Raw genomic sequence first — 13,141 nt, forward strand, 5'->3', positions numbered from 1 at the left:
CGGGAACGACGTCAAGCGAAAGGCGCAATTGTTGCACAACGTGATGTATTGCGCGCCGGCGGGTTCCGCCTCACGGGGCCGGCAGGTACAATGGCACCCGGTCGACACACTGCCGGTCCATCTTCATTGCCGGCCTCGATCGCGGGACTTCAGCGCAGCCCCAGCCCCGTGCCGTTCCAGGCGTTCTTTCCCTGCATGCGAACCAAATCGAACCACACGACTGCATCGATCGCCCGAGGAATGTCGGCCTCCATCGGGATCGCTACCGCCACCGGATTGCTGTGGGCCTCGTCGGCCTGCGCGGCGCCGGTCACGGCGCGTACCGTCGCGGCGCATCCGGCCGCGAGCGCGGCCGTGGTGGTCGATGAAGCCGATTCGCTGACCCGCATGCTGCGCGGCGCGGCCACCGGCCAGAACACCGGCGCGGCCGGCGTGCCCGAATTCCTGCGCAGCTCGCGCCGGCCCGATACCGTGCTGGCGCGCGCCTGCCGCCAGCTCAACGACGCGCTGCCGATCGAGATCGACAAGGAAACGCGTCTGCGCCGCTGCCAGGCGGTGCCCGGCAAACACATCCTGTTCCAGCTGGAATTGACCAATTACAGCGGGCCGATGCTCGATCTGGCCAGCTTCGAGGTCAGCTATGCGGCGCCGCTACAGCGCAATATCTGCGCGAACCGCGACGTCGAGATCCTGACCAAGCTGGGCGTCAGCATGATGTTCCGCTACATGACACGCAAGGCGAGAGGCGAGCGCCGCGTCGGCGACGTCTATATCAACGGGCCGATCTGCACGGCGGCGCTGCGCTGAAGATCGCCTCGGCTTCACTGTTGGTCGCATAAACCACCGCCCTTGCCCTCTCCCCCAACCCCTCTCCCGCATGCGGGAGAGGGGAGCGAAGCATGGACCAGCATTGGCGGTCGAAGCCGCGCTGGGGTTCTCCCTCTCAGTGAGAGAGGAGCGAAGCACGGAATCGGCGTTGGGAGCGGGACCCCGCCGTTGGGGTTCTCCCTCTCTCCTTCAGGGGGAGAGGGGGTGGTTTCAAGCACGGTCGCATAACGACCGCACTGCCCTCTCCCCCAACCCCGCTCCCGCAAGCGGGAGCCGGGAATCATCGGCAAGCGCGAGTCACCGATCTTTCAAGCCGCCGCACTTCCCCGCGGGCGCAGGGGTACGACGTTGGCGGCGCGGCGCAGCAGCGCACGCGTGGCCTTCCAGCCGTCGTCGGCCAGCGGCGACGACCAGACCGCTTCGTGCAGGCGCGACAGCGCCAGCGGATCGTTCAGCAGCAGCAGCTTCTGCCTGGCGTTCAGATTGTCCGGGCCATTGGTCAGCGCCTGCTGCACCAGCACCGCGTGCTGGCGCTGCGTGCCGGCGGGCTGCACCACGCGCGCGGTCGCGGTCGCGCACATCAGCGCGTTGGTGACCGGATCGACCACCGCGTCGACGAAGCCGGGCGTGTCGCCGGCCTCGGCCACATGGCGTTGCGTATCGACGATCTCGCGCGGCGGCTCGGCTTCCTCGGGAATCACGAACAATCCGGCGCGGCGCGTGGCACGGCCCAGGCTGACGCGCGAGAGCCAGACCGACAGCGGGATCGACAGCGCCAGCGCGCCGACGATCGGCAGCAGCCACCAGACGAAGCCCGGGTCGAGCCAGTACACCAGCGCGCCCCAGCCGAGACCCAGCACCGTGTGCAAGCCGTGGCGGCGCACCGCCTCGCCCCAGGTCGTCTCGGCGTCCTCGCGCGGCGGCGACTTCCACGAGATGCCCCAGCCGATATAGGCGGCCAGCACGAATTGCGTATGGAACAGCATGCGCACCGGCGCCAGCAGCGCGGAGATCACGACCTCGATCAGCATCGACAGCATCAGCCGCAGCGCCCCGCCGTAGCGGCGCGCCTCTTTCATCAGCAGCACCACGCCGAACAGCTTGGGCAGGAACAGCAGCGTCGCGGTGGCCGAGAACAACGCCAGCGCCTTCTCCGGATGCCACTCTGGCCAGTTCGGATAGAACTGATACGGCTGCGAGAAATACTCGGGCGGCACCAGCGCATGCTTGGCCAGCATCGCGGTCGACAGCAGCAGGAACAGGAACCACAGCGGCGCCGACAGATAGGCCATCACGCCGGTCAGGAACACCGCGCGGTGCACCGCGTGGAAGCCCTGCTTCATCCATAGCCGGAAGTTCATCAGGTTGCCCTGGCACCAGCGGCGGTCGCGCTTGACCTCGTCGAGCAGGTTGGGCGGCAGCTCTTCGAACGAGCCCGGCAGATCGTAGGCGATCCACACGCCCCAGCCCGCGCGGCGCATCAGCGCGGCCTCGACGAAATCGTGCGACAGGATCTCGCCGGCCAGCGGCCCCTTGCCCGGCAGCGGCGCCAGCGCGCAATGCTCCATGAAGGGCTTGATGCGGATGATCGCGTTGTGGCCCCAGTAGTGCGATTCGCCCAGCTGCCAGTAATGCAGGCCGGCGGTAAACAGCGGTCCGTAGACGCGCGTGGCGAACTGCTGCACGCGCGCGTACATCGTCTCGCGGCCGGTTGCCAGCGGCGCGGTCTGGATGATGCCGGCGCCCGGGTTGGCCTCCATCAGCCGCACCAGCGTGGCCAGGCAATCGCCGCTCATCACGCTGTCGGCGTCGAGCACGACCATGTAGCGGTACTTGCTGCCCCAGCGGCGGCAGAAGTCGGCGACGTTGCCGGTCTTGCGCTTGACGCGATGGCGGCGCCAGCGATAGAAGATGCGGCCGAAGCCGTTCACCGCGCGGCAGGTCTCCATCCACGCATCGGTTTCCGCGGTGCGCAGATCGGGATTGCCGCTGTCGGACAGCACGAAGAAATCGAAGTGCGCGAGCTCGCCGGTGCGTTCCAGCGATTCGTAGGTCGCGCGCAGCCCGGCGAAGACGCGGGTCACGTCCTCGTTGCAGATCGGCATGATCACCGCGGTGCGGGCCTGCTCGGCGATCGGCGCGTTGCCGCTGGCCGAGCGCGAGATCAGATGTCGGTCGCCGCCCTTGGCCAGCACCAGGAAGCCCATCATCGCGGTCCAGAAGCCGGCCGAGACCCACGAGAACAGCACGGTGAACAGGCCCAGCGTGATCATCTCGAGGGTGTCGTTGCCCTTGTACGGCAGCACCGTCGACATGAAATACGTCGCCATCATGGTCTGCACGATCACCAGGAACAGCAGCACCCAGCGGCGATGCGCGCCGGCCGGATGCCACTTGCCCTCGGCATCGGGACCGTCGTGCAGCGTGTCCCACGTCTCGGGAACGGGCGGCTTGCCGAGCAGCTTGCGCACGCCGTTGCGCACGAAGGCCGCGACCAGGTGCGGCGGCCACGGCCGCGGCACCATTGACGCGCGCTTTGGCTCGGGGCCGGTGGCCACATGGACGGTGCCGTCGGCGCGCCGCTCGATCAGCGGTTCGCCGCCGACCTTCGGCTCGCCATAGGCCAGTTGCAGGCGCCGCTCGATCGAGCCGTAGGCCGCGCCCGCGGGCGAGGCCGCGGCGTCGCCATTGGCCAGCGCCTTCTGCAGCGAACGCACGCCGGGATCGTCGCCGGTGGCATCGCCCTTGATGACGATGCCTTCATGCAGCGCGGTATCGGCGAGCAGGTCGCGGCGCTGTTCCGGCGATACCGGCAGGCGGTCGACATAGCGCTCGCACGCCGCCGCGGCCGAGCGCTGCTTTAGCCTGGGGGTAAGATGTAGCTCCATGTCTCTGACAGGGTTGTGTTGCCGTTGCGAAGATAGCCGCGCAACTCGACCGGCTTGTTCTCGTCCTTGCGGCGCAGGAACATCGTCATGCGCCAGCCACCGGTGGCCTCGTTACGCTGCGTCGTCGTGCGCAGCAGTTCGGCGTTGCCATCGGCCGATACCACCGCGTCGATATGCGTGGCGGGATCCAGCTTCTTGAATGCGGGGCCCTCGAAATCGACCAGCAGCGAGAAGCTGGTGTCTTCCTTGTTGCGGGTCAGCCCCTGCCCGCGGCGGGTCTGCGTGACCCACGACAGCGGCGGCATGCGCTCGCGGTCCTTCTGCCACAGCAGCCGGTATTCCAGATCGAACGGCTGCTTCGGCTTGGGCGGATTGTCGGGCACCCAGTAGGCCACGATGTTGTCGTTGGTTTCGTCCGGCGTCGGAATCATCACCAGCTCGACGCGGCCCGAACCCCAGTTACCGCGCGGTTCGACCCAGCCGCTCGGCCGGCGTTCATACCATTCGCCGATTTCCTGGTAGCTGGCGAACGACCGATCGCGCTGCATCAGCCCGAAGCCCTGCGGGTTGGTCGCCGAGAACGAGGTCACCAGCAGGCGCTTCGGATTGACCAGCGGACGCCAGATCCATTCGCCGGTGCCCAGCTGGATCGACAGGCCGTCGGAATCGTGCACCTCGGGACGGAACTCCGGCGCCACCGGCGGCTGGTTCTCGCCGAACAGGTACATGCTGGTCAGCGGCGCCAGGCCCAGCTTGGTCACGTTCTCGCGCAGATAGAGCCGCGCCTTGACCTCGGTCTCGGTATCGGCACCCGGCTTGACCACGATGCGATAGGCGCCGCTCATGCGGCGCGAGTCCATCAGCGCATAGATGGTCAGCTGCTTGTCGCCGGGCGCCGGACGTTCGATCCAGTACTCGACGAAGCGCGGGAATTCCTCGCCCGACGCGAGCGCGGTATCGACCGCGACGCCGCGCGCCGACAGCCCGAACCACTGGTCCTTGCCGACGCCGCGGAAATAGCTGGCGCCGACGAAGGACACCACCTCGTCCTTGTGCTTGCCGTTGACCGGATGCAGCACACGAAAGCCCGCAAAGCCCAGGCCCTTGAGCATCTCCGGATCGAACTTGTGCGAGCCGTAGTTGAAGTCCGCCGGATTGAAGCGCATCTCGCGCACGCGGTTGCCGGTGACCTCGTTGATCTTCACGGGCTGGTCGAACACCATGCCCTCGTGGAAGAACGACAGCTCGAACGGCAGCTTGGTATTGCGCCAGACGAAACGTTCCGGCTTGTATTGGATTTCGCGATAGCGCGGGTACGACAGTTCGCGCAGCTCGGTCGGCAGATGGGCCTTGGGGGCCTTGTACGGGGAATTGGCCAGCTGGCGCGCGCGCGCCGCCACGGTATCGAAGCTGAACGCGTGCGCCGCCATCGCGAAGCAGGCGAGCGCACCGGCACACAGCCAGCGTCCCAGCCGCACGCCGTTGGAGCGCGTCGGCGACGTGGGCCGGCACGAACGGGCGGAAAGCGGCGGAGAAATGGCGGAGTCGATCATGAATGCCGTCATCAAAGGCGGTAGTCGGTAATGCAATTGGTTATTCGGGAAGCCGCGGACAGTGGCGCGGATACTCGTCGATGGCCAGGCCGGATGACCGGCGCCTGAGCCGCCCCATGACGGACTTTGCCGGGGGCTGTGACTTGGGTGACGCTTGGAAGGTATTGGATTTGCTGCAATGCGGGACAAAACCTTAACAAATTTGCCTACCAAAAGTCACGTTTCGATCACGCAACGGTTGCAACAATTTGAAACGATTGTTGATTATTCGTCTCTTAATTGATCAACGTCGGGTATCCTCCTCATGGTTCAAATGACGCCGGAATTGCACCGCAACAAACCCGCGGCACGGTGGCGGGCGCAAGGCCTGCCCGCTCCTGTCGTCCTGCGCACAGGAGCAAACGAATCAGTGACGGGATCGGATGCGCGCCGGACGGCACGCGGGTCGGTTGCGGATGCGGCCGTGGCTTCCGGCGGCAAGGCCGGCAAGCGAACGGGCCGCAGCGGGCGCGACGATTGAAACTAGGTCCGTGTCATTGCCGCGTCAATCGGACGCTGTCCGACAAAACCCTTGCTTGGTGGGGCGGGACACGCATGCCCGTATGCGACGGCCGCGGCCGGTGGCCGCGCGAACTACAATCGACCGATCCGGGCGACGGCGCACCTGCGTGCGACCAGCCGCGCCCTCGCCGCTCACACGATCTCGCCGCCAAGGGGATGCCGATGCCGCATGCCGCGCCCGCCCGCCTGCCGCTGCCGCCGGGGCTGGCGACTGCATTGGCGTTCGCGCTGGGCCTGGGCGCGCCGGCACCGGCACGGGCTTACGTCGACCACTATCTGACCAGCACGATCGTCGGCACGATGACGCAGAGCGAGGCACGCGCCTTCGCCTCGGCGGTCAATCGCGCACTGACCACGACCGAGGACGGCACCGCGGTCTCGTGGCGCACCCAGGCGACGCCGCGGCGCCCGGCCACCTACGCCAGGATCACGCCACTGCAGAGCAAGACCGACCGCGGCCAGCCCTGCCGCCAGATCCGCAGCGAACTGATGCGCTCGAGCAATGAGGAAAGCTGGACCGGCTGGTTCTGCAAGCAGCCCGACGGCCGCTGGCGGGCGCGCGCCGTCGAGGAGGAATAGCGAAGGAAACGGCGGGGACGAGAGCAGCCGGCAACGGTCGTGCCGGCTTCCATGGGAAAGGCCGTTCAGCGGCGAGCCCGCTGAACGGCGCTCAGCGGCACAGGCGCGCCATCACCTCGCCGGCCAGCGAGCCGGACGAGACCGGCCGCGGCGTCGCCCGCTGCGGCGAGCGGATCGTGTAAAGCGGCTCGCCGCGCGCGAATCGGCGGGGAAACAGCGTCTGCTCGACCACCGCGTACATCGACGTGGCGCAGTCCAGCACCATCCGCCGCAGCGACGACTGGATCGGCTCGCCGCTCGTGGTATGGATGGTCCCGCCGACCGGCGCGTTGCGCATCAAGACCACGCCGATGCGCGCGCCCTGCCGGCGCACCGAGCGCTGGTCCAGGTACGAGATCACGCCGTTGGCGCCCATCAGCGGCAGCCAGCGCTGCGGATCGGGCGCGGACGGGTCCGGCGCGGCCAGCGTCACGCAACCCTCGCGCGGCGTCGAACGAAACACCGTGCCGCCATTCGGTCCCTGGCATTGATAGAGTCCGGCCGCAGCGGCCGGCACCACCTTGCCGCGCGCGGTGTCGGCGTGGGCGTCGGTGCCGAATGCCGGCGCCAGCGTCAGCGAGGCGGCCAGCAGCAGCGGCGCAAGCGAATCGGAGGAACGGAAGCGAAGAGTCGCGGCGCTCGCGCGGAAAGCGCGGCGGCGCGGTGCGGGCGTGGCGGCACGAGACGACATGATGCGGGGCGCGTTGGCAAGACAGGGACGGCCCGGGGACCGGCGGCAGGCGCGGCCGCGATGATGCCCGGGCCGCGCGACAGCCGGCATTGTCGCACAGCGACGCGCCACCGCGGCCGGAACGGTCCGGCTGGCGGCGGCGTTCGCTGCGATTAGCCCCATGTTTGCGCCGTGGTTTGCGCCGTGGTTTGCGCCGTGGTTTGCGCCGTGGTTTGCGCCGTGGTTTGCGCCCTGGTTTGCGCCGTGGTTCGCGTGGCGGTTTGCGCGCCAGCTTGCGCCGTGATGCAGGCCTCGGTCCGCGCCGGCCTCAGTGCCCCTGCTCTCGCCAGGCGACCAGCTCGGCGATCGTCAGCACCGGCAGATCGTGCTGCGCGGCGAAGGCCAGCGCCTGTTCGTAGCGGGCCATCGTGCCATCCGGATTCATCAGTTCGCACAGCACCGCGGCCGGCGCGAGGCCGGCCAGCCGCGCCAGCTCGACCGATCCCTCGGTATGGCCGCGGCGGGTCAGCACGCCGCCGTCGGCGGCCACCAGCGGAAACACATGGCCGGGGCTGACGACCGCGTCGAGCCCCGCATCGTCGGCGATCGCCGCGCGGATCGTCGTGATCCGGTCGGCCGCGCTGACGCCGGTGGTGACGCCGGTGCGGGCCTCGATCGACACGGTGAACGCGGTGCCGTACTGGCTGCGATTGTTCTCGACCATCGGCCGCAGGCCGAGCCGCGCGACCTTCTCGCGCGTCAGGCACAGGCAGACGATGCCGCTGCATTCGCGGATCAGCATCGCCATATTGGCCGGCGTCAGCCGCTCGGCCGCGACGATCAGGTCGGCCTCGTTCTCGCGGTCGTGGTCGTCCATCAGCACCACGGGGCGGCCCTCACGCATGGCCTGCAGCGCCTGCTCGATGCGGGTCGGCAGATCATGGGGAAGCGCCGGCACGATGGCGTCGGCAGGGCCGACGGCGGCCGCGGCGTGGTCGGGGGAAAGATTGGTTTGGGAAGGCGACAGCGTGGACAGCATTGAAACGCTCCTTGCGTAAAGATCAACGGGCGTTTCAGGGGATTGGCGACGCAAGCCGCAGCGCGCACGACGGCCGGCCAGAAGCGCCGACCTGGGTGATCGTCCACTCGCTGTCCGCTTGCGCATGGCAAGGCGACGAACCGCGGGCCGCATGCACAGGCACGCGACCGCGCAGGCCCGCGCCGTTCCATCGACATGGCAATGAAGCGGCAGCGATGCTTGCTCGCCCATCTTCTTTCATCCGGACTATGACCGTCGGCCCTGGCCTCTCACCAGGTCTGCTGACCCCGCGCGCAACCATGTGGGATACAACGAAGACATGGAACGACGCGGGCGCTCGCGGGCTCGCCGGCCGCGTCGGTGAACGCGTTCGGCATACCGCCGGTGGGGACTTTCACCCCGCCCTGAAGACGTAACGAAACCGGCGAAACGCGCTTGCCCTTCGAAGGATCGTGGACCGATTCACGAAGGCGCAGGCTCGCGCCGGCGTTGCGATGTTATCACGCGATGCGGCGTAAGCGCCCGATCTGTACTACAACTAAACGACTTGCGCGGACGCCGCGCCCGTCATGCGGGCGCCGGATTCCTTCGAGCTCCGCAGGCTTTCCGCGCTCTCTCCGCGTTTCCCGTTCCCGTTTTTTCTTGCCGCGATCACGATGCCATTCGACGACGACCCGCTTGCCCGCCTGTTCCGCCGCCCTTCCCGCTCCCTTGCCCTTTGCCCTTGCCGCCCATCCCGCCGCTCCTTGCGAGCGCTGCGCTGGCTCGCCGCGCTGCCGCTGCTGGCCGCCGGCAGCGCCGCATGGGCCGATCCCACCGTGCAGATCGCCTACGGCACCGACAGCCGCACCGACGTGCGCAAGGTCGATATCGCGTTCGGCTGGGATTCCGGCTATGGCTGGGGCGACCCCACCGGCCTGCGGCTCGGCCTGCTGTGGGAGCTCAATGTCGCGCGCTGGGACAGCACCAGCGACGCCAATCCGCGCAACCTGTGGGAGATCGGCGCGCAGCCGGTGCTGCGGCTGGCCTGGCAGCGCCATCGATGGGTACCCTTTCTCGAGGCATCGATCGGCGTGCGCCTGATGAGCGGGACGCGGACCTCGGACACCCACTCGATGTCGACCGCGTTCCAGTTCTCCGACATGGCGGGCGTCGGCATCGCCTTCGGCAAGGACCAGCGCTTCGCCATCGGCTACCGCTACCAGCACATCTCGAATGCCGGCATCAAGAAGCCCAACCCCGGCTCGGACTTCCATACCGCCTATCTGCGCTACCGGTTCTGAACGGCAGCCGGCGCGGCGTCGTGCCCGAGCGCCTCGAGCGCGAGGCGCGACGGTTCGTCGGCGGGGAAGAAGCATTCGATCCGCAGTTCCTGCAGCGTGACGTCATGCGGATTGCCCAGCGTGGTCAACGTCGAGAACAGCGAGGCCTGGAAGCCGTCGGCGCGCAGCACCACCGGCAGCACCGGCGGCAGCGGGCCTTCGCTGCCGTCGTCGTCGGCATGCGGCACGCCGCCCGGTCCGATCATCTCCGGATGCCATTGCGCGATGCGGGCGAAGATCTCGCGCGCGACGCGGTCGTGCGCCTGCGCCTGCAACTCCTGCCAGACGCGCCGCAGCAGATAGCGGCCGACCTGATGGGCGTTTTCGATCATTGGCCACAGCCCCTGCGGATCGAACACGGTCAGCATCAGGTTGATGCGCGGGCCGCCGCCCGCATCGTTGCCCAGGCCTTCGGGCAGCACCGCGGCGGCACGGCCGTCGAGCAGCGCGTCGACCATGCGCCGATAGGCGCGGTTGGCATCGCTGATGTTCCAGAAGCGGTCCAGCACCACCGCGGGATACGGCTCCTGCTTGGCGAGGATCAGCGCGATGGCCTGGCGCACCATCTGCAGCGGCGGTTCGGCCAGCGCGTGTTCGCTGTAGGCGGGAGCGAAGCCGGCCGCCAGCAGCAGCCGGTTGCGCTGGCGCAGCGGCACGCCGAGCCGGTCCGACAGCGCCAGGATCATCTCGCGGCTGGGCCGGGCGCGGCCCGATTCGAGAAAGCTGATATGCCGCTGCGACACCCCGGCGGCAAGCGACAGCGCGAGCTGGCTGTAGCCGCGGCGCCCGCGCCAGTAGCGCAGCAGGGCGGGAAAGTCGAGAGCGGTTTCGGAGGCGGGGGTCAGCGTGTCCATGGCCGCATTACAGCATGCGGTGCGCGCCCTGGCGATAACCTGCCAGGTAATCATCGGCGGACGTGCCACATGCCGATGTTATGCTTGACGGCTCGACAACACCCGCGCGCGTAGGGCGCGCACCCTGATGGAAATAGCCATCCTGCTGGCGCTGATCCTGCTCAACGGCGTGTTCGCCATGTCGGAGATCGCGCTGGTTTCGGCCCGCAAGGCCCGCCTGCAGAAGCTGATCGACGAAGGCGATCGCGGCGCGATCGAGGCGGTCAAGCTGGGCGAGGATCCGACCCGTTTCCTGTCCACCGTGCAGATCGGCATCACCTCGATCGGCGTGCTCAACGGCGTGGTCGGTGAATCCGCGCTGGCGCAGCCGCTCGGCGTCTGGCTGCAGGGCGTGGGCATGGCGCAGCCGACCGCGGGCTATGTGGCCACCGCGATCGTCGTCGCGGGACTGACCTACTTTTCCATCGTGCTCGGCGAGCTGGTGCCCAAGCGGCTGGGTCAGCTGGCGCCGGAGACCCTGGCGCGCGCGGTCGCGCGGCCGCTGTCCTGGCTGGCAGTCGCCTCGACGCCGTTCGTCAAGCTGCTGTCGGGCTCGACCCGGCTGGTGCTGCGGCTGATCGGCGTCAAGAGCGGCGCCGGTCCCGCGGTCACCGAGGAAGAAATCCATGCGCTGCTGGTCGAGGGCTCGGAGGCCGGCGTGATCGAACGCCACGAGCACACGATGGTGCGCAACGTGTTCCGGCTCGACGACCGCCAGCTGACCTCGCTGATGGTGCCGCGCGGCGACGTGGTCAGCCTCGACGTCGAACTGCCGCTGGAGGAAAACCTGCGCCGCATCGAGGAATCGGACCACTCGCGCTTCCCGGTGGTACGCGGCGGCATGCACGACGTGATCGGCGTGGTCAGCGCGCGCCAGCTGCTGGCGCGCAAGCTGCGCGGCGAGGCCACCGAGCTGGCCGCCGTGATGCAGGCCCCGGTCTATGTGCCGGAAAGCGTCACCGGCATGGAGCTGCTCGAACATTTCCGCTCGTCCGGCGGACAGATGGCCTTCGTCATCGACGAGTACGGCGAGGTGCTGGGCATCGTCACGCTGCAGGACCTGATCGAGGCGATCACCGGCGAGTTCAAGCCGGACATCGCCGGCGACGAATGGGCGGTGCAGCGCGAGGATGGCTCCTGGCTGCTCGACGGCCTGATCCCGATCCCCGAGCTGAAGGACCGCATCGGCCTGCGCAGCGTGCCGGAGGAAGACAAGGAGCGCTATCACACGCTGTCCGGCATGCTGTTGCTGCTGCTGGGACGGCTGCCGCAGATCGCCGATTCGGTCAGCTGGCTCGACTGGAAATTCGAGATCATCGACATGGACGGCAAGCGCATCGACAAGGTGCTGGCGAGCCCGCTGCCCGCCGAGGAAGGTCCGGAGCCGGATACGACGGGCTAGCCGTTCGGGGTGCGATGCGGCCGCGCCCTCTCGCCAGCCCTCTCCCTCTTGCGGGCGAAGGATTGGGGGAGAGGGAGAGCCGCGACGCCCCTTGCTCGAGCGGCAGCTATACTCCACGAACGCAGAAGCCGGAGAACCGCCATGTCCCGCCCGTTCCGCTCGATGTCCCGCGGCCCGCTTGCCGCGCTTGCCACCGCCGCCGCGTTCGCCGCGCTGCTGGCCGGCCCGGCCGCCGCGCACCACGGCTGGTCGAGCTATGACGACAGCAAGCCGATCACGCTGACCGGCAAGCTCACCGAAGTCAAATACGAGAACCCGCACGCGATGGTGCGGATCGACGCCAACGGCAAGCGCTGGCTGGCCGTACTGGCGCCGATCTCGCGGATGCAGGCGCGCGGCGCGACCGCCGACAAGGTCGCGGTCGGCCGCGAGGTCACCATCGTCGGCTACCCCAGCAAGGAACACGGCGACGAGATGCGCGCCGAGCGGATCGTGCTCGACGGCCAGACCGTCGAACTGCGCTGACTGTCCCGCAGCGGGCGCCGTGGCATCGCTGACCGAGCTGGGCGCCACGCTGGCGGCGCTGCCGCTGTCGAGCGCGCTGCGCGCTTCCGCCTGGGCCTATCCGCTGGTCGAAATCGTCCACCTGGCCGGCATGGCGCTGCTGTTCGGCACCATCGCCGTGGTCGACCTGCGGCTGGCCGGGCTCTGGCGCAACCTGCCGGTGACGGCGCTGCTGCGCCAGGTGCTGCCGCTGACGATGGCGGCCTTCGTCGCGGTGGCGGTCAGCGGCATCCTGCTGCTGCTCGCGCATGCCGACGAGCTGGCGACCAATCCCGCGCTCTATTTCAAGCTGGCCCTGATCGCCCTCGGGCTGCTCAACGCGCTGGCATTCCACCTTTGGCCGTACCGCGCCCTGCAACGGGCCGCCGGCCCCGCCGACTGGAATGTCGGCGCCCGGCCGCCGCGCTGGGCGCGCACCGCTGCGGTGCTGTCGCTGCTGACCTGGACGCTGGTCATCGCCGCCGGCCGGCTGATCGCCTACGTCTAGGACGCCGCGCCTCCCCCTTCCCCTGCGCTGCCCGTTACAAATAGCGACACTGCCCTGTGCGCAGCGGGCCGCACCGATTGTAAAATCGCCCCGTTCGCAACACCTCAAAAGGAGCGCAGTGTGAAAAAAGGTTGGATTTTTGGTGTGATGCTGGCTGTGCTGCTGACCGGCTGCAACACGATGGCCGGCCTGGGCCAGGACATCCAGCGCGGCGGCCAGAAGCTCGAAGGCGCGGCGGATCGCCACAAGTAAGGCGCTCAGTCAGCGGGCAGGCCGCCAGCCAGTTGCGCGGCGGCCTGGCCGGACTTGCATCCGC

Annotated in this window: 12 protein-coding genes and 1 riboswitch; of the genes, 7 read left to right on the top strand and 5 right to left on the bottom strand. The window is 68.5% G+C overall.

The window, feature by feature from the left end; translation table 11 throughout:
* Positions 1–240: 240 nt before the first annotated feature.
* The gene (locus LRR16_RS20925; RefSeq protein WP_023264682.1) at positions 241–807 is read left to right on the top strand and encodes a hypothetical protein; all 567 of its coding nucleotides are present in this window, start codon (positions 241–243) and stop codon (positions 805–807) included.
* A 329-nt stretch (positions 808–1,136) separates the two neighbouring features.
* Here LRR16_RS20925 and mdoH read toward each other — a convergent pair whose 3' ends face one another.
* Together mdoH and LRR16_RS20935 are read right to left on the bottom strand one after the other, a co-directional pair.
* On the bottom strand, positions 1,137–3,716 hold the full coding sequence (mdoH, locus tag LRR16_RS20930; RefSeq protein ID WP_232206998.1) for a glucans biosynthesis glucosyltransferase MdoH: 2,580 nt from the start codon (positions 3,714–3,716) through the stop codon (positions 1,137–1,139).
* Positions 3,689–5,146 carry a glucan biosynthesis protein G gene (locus tag LRR16_RS20935; RefSeq protein WP_232207048.1) on the bottom strand — a complete coding sequence of 486 codons (1,458 nt, stop codon included), beginning with the start codon at positions 5,144–5,146 and terminating at the stop codon, positions 3,689–3,691. The genes mdoH and LRR16_RS20935 overlap by 28 nt, the downstream gene beginning before the upstream one ends.
* An 846-nt stretch (positions 5,147–5,992) precedes the next feature.
* On the opposite strand from LRR16_RS20935, the gene LRR16_RS20940 reads away from it, so the two are divergent.
* Entirely contained in the window at positions 5,993–6,409 is a 417-nt protein-coding gene (locus LRR16_RS20940) for a hypothetical protein (protein ID WP_156526507.1), read from the top strand.
* A gap of 91 nt (positions 6,410–6,500) precedes the next feature.
* Here the strand turns inward: LRR16_RS20940 and LRR16_RS20945 are convergent, their stop codons facing one another.
* The gene (locus LRR16_RS20945; protein ID WP_232206999.1) at positions 6,501–7,139 is read right to left on the bottom strand and encodes a surface-adhesin E family protein; all 639 of its coding nucleotides are present in this window, start codon (positions 7,137–7,139) and stop codon (positions 6,501–6,503) included.
* Positions 7,140–7,446: 307 nt separating this feature from the next.
* Positions 7,447–8,157, bottom strand: coding sequence for a 3,4-dihydroxy-2-butanone-4-phosphate synthase (gene ribB, locus LRR16_RS20950; protein ID WP_006577839.1), 711 nt, complete (start codon positions 8,155–8,157; stop codon positions 7,447–7,449).
* Between the two features lie 225 nt (positions 8,158–8,382).
* Positions 8,383–8,573, bottom strand: a riboswitch (FMN riboswitch).
* A gap of 330 nt (positions 8,574–8,903) precedes the next feature.
* Here ribB and LRR16_RS20955 point away from each other — a divergent pair.
* Positions 8,904–9,440: an acyloxyacyl hydrolase gene (locus LRR16_RS20955; protein WP_232207000.1), complete on the top strand. Its 537-nt coding sequence runs from the start codon at positions 8,904–8,906 to the stop codon at positions 9,438–9,440.
* Here LRR16_RS20955 and LRR16_RS20960 read toward each other — a convergent pair.
* Positions 9,428–10,333 (bottom strand): helix-turn-helix domain-containing protein, encoded by a 906-nt coding sequence (locus LRR16_RS20960; RefSeq protein ID WP_232207001.1) that lies wholly within the window; start codon positions 10,331–10,333, stop codon positions 9,428–9,430. The two genes, LRR16_RS20955 and LRR16_RS20960, sit on opposite strands and share 13 nt — an antisense overlap.
* A gap of 127 nt (positions 10,334–10,460) precedes the next feature.
* Here LRR16_RS20960 and LRR16_RS20965 point away from each other — a divergent pair, with 127 nt between their 5' ends.
* The 4 genes from LRR16_RS20965 (at position 10,461) to LRR16_RS20980 (ending at position 13,077) form a co-directional block, all read left to right on the top strand.
* The gene (locus tag LRR16_RS20965; RefSeq protein ID WP_006577842.1) at positions 10,461–11,774 is read left to right on the top strand and encodes a hemolysin family protein; all 1,314 of its coding nucleotides are present in this window, start codon (positions 10,461–10,463) and stop codon (positions 11,772–11,774) included.
* 141 nt (positions 11,775–11,915) lie between these two features.
* On the top strand, positions 11,916–12,299 hold the full coding sequence (locus LRR16_RS20970; RefSeq protein ID WP_023264679.1) for a DUF6152 family protein: 384 nt from the start codon (positions 11,916–11,918) through the stop codon (positions 12,297–12,299).
* Positions 12,300–12,318: 19 nt separating this feature from the next.
* Positions 12,319–12,825, top strand: a complete 507-nt coding sequence (locus LRR16_RS20975) for a hypothetical protein (RefSeq protein WP_232207002.1) — start codon at positions 12,319–12,321, stop codon at positions 12,823–12,825.
* Between the two features lie 120 nt (positions 12,826–12,945).
* A complete protein-coding gene (locus LRR16_RS20980) occupies positions 12,946–13,077 on the top strand; it encodes an entericidin A/B family lipoprotein (protein ID WP_006578423.1) in 132 nt (43 codons plus the stop codon).
* Positions 13,078–13,141 lie beyond the last annotated feature (64 nt).

Origin of the sequence: Cupriavidus sp. UGS-1, from assembly GCF_021213615.1 — a bacterium.
GTDB lineage: Bacteria > Pseudomonadota > Gammaproteobacteria > Burkholderiales > Burkholderiaceae > Cupriavidus.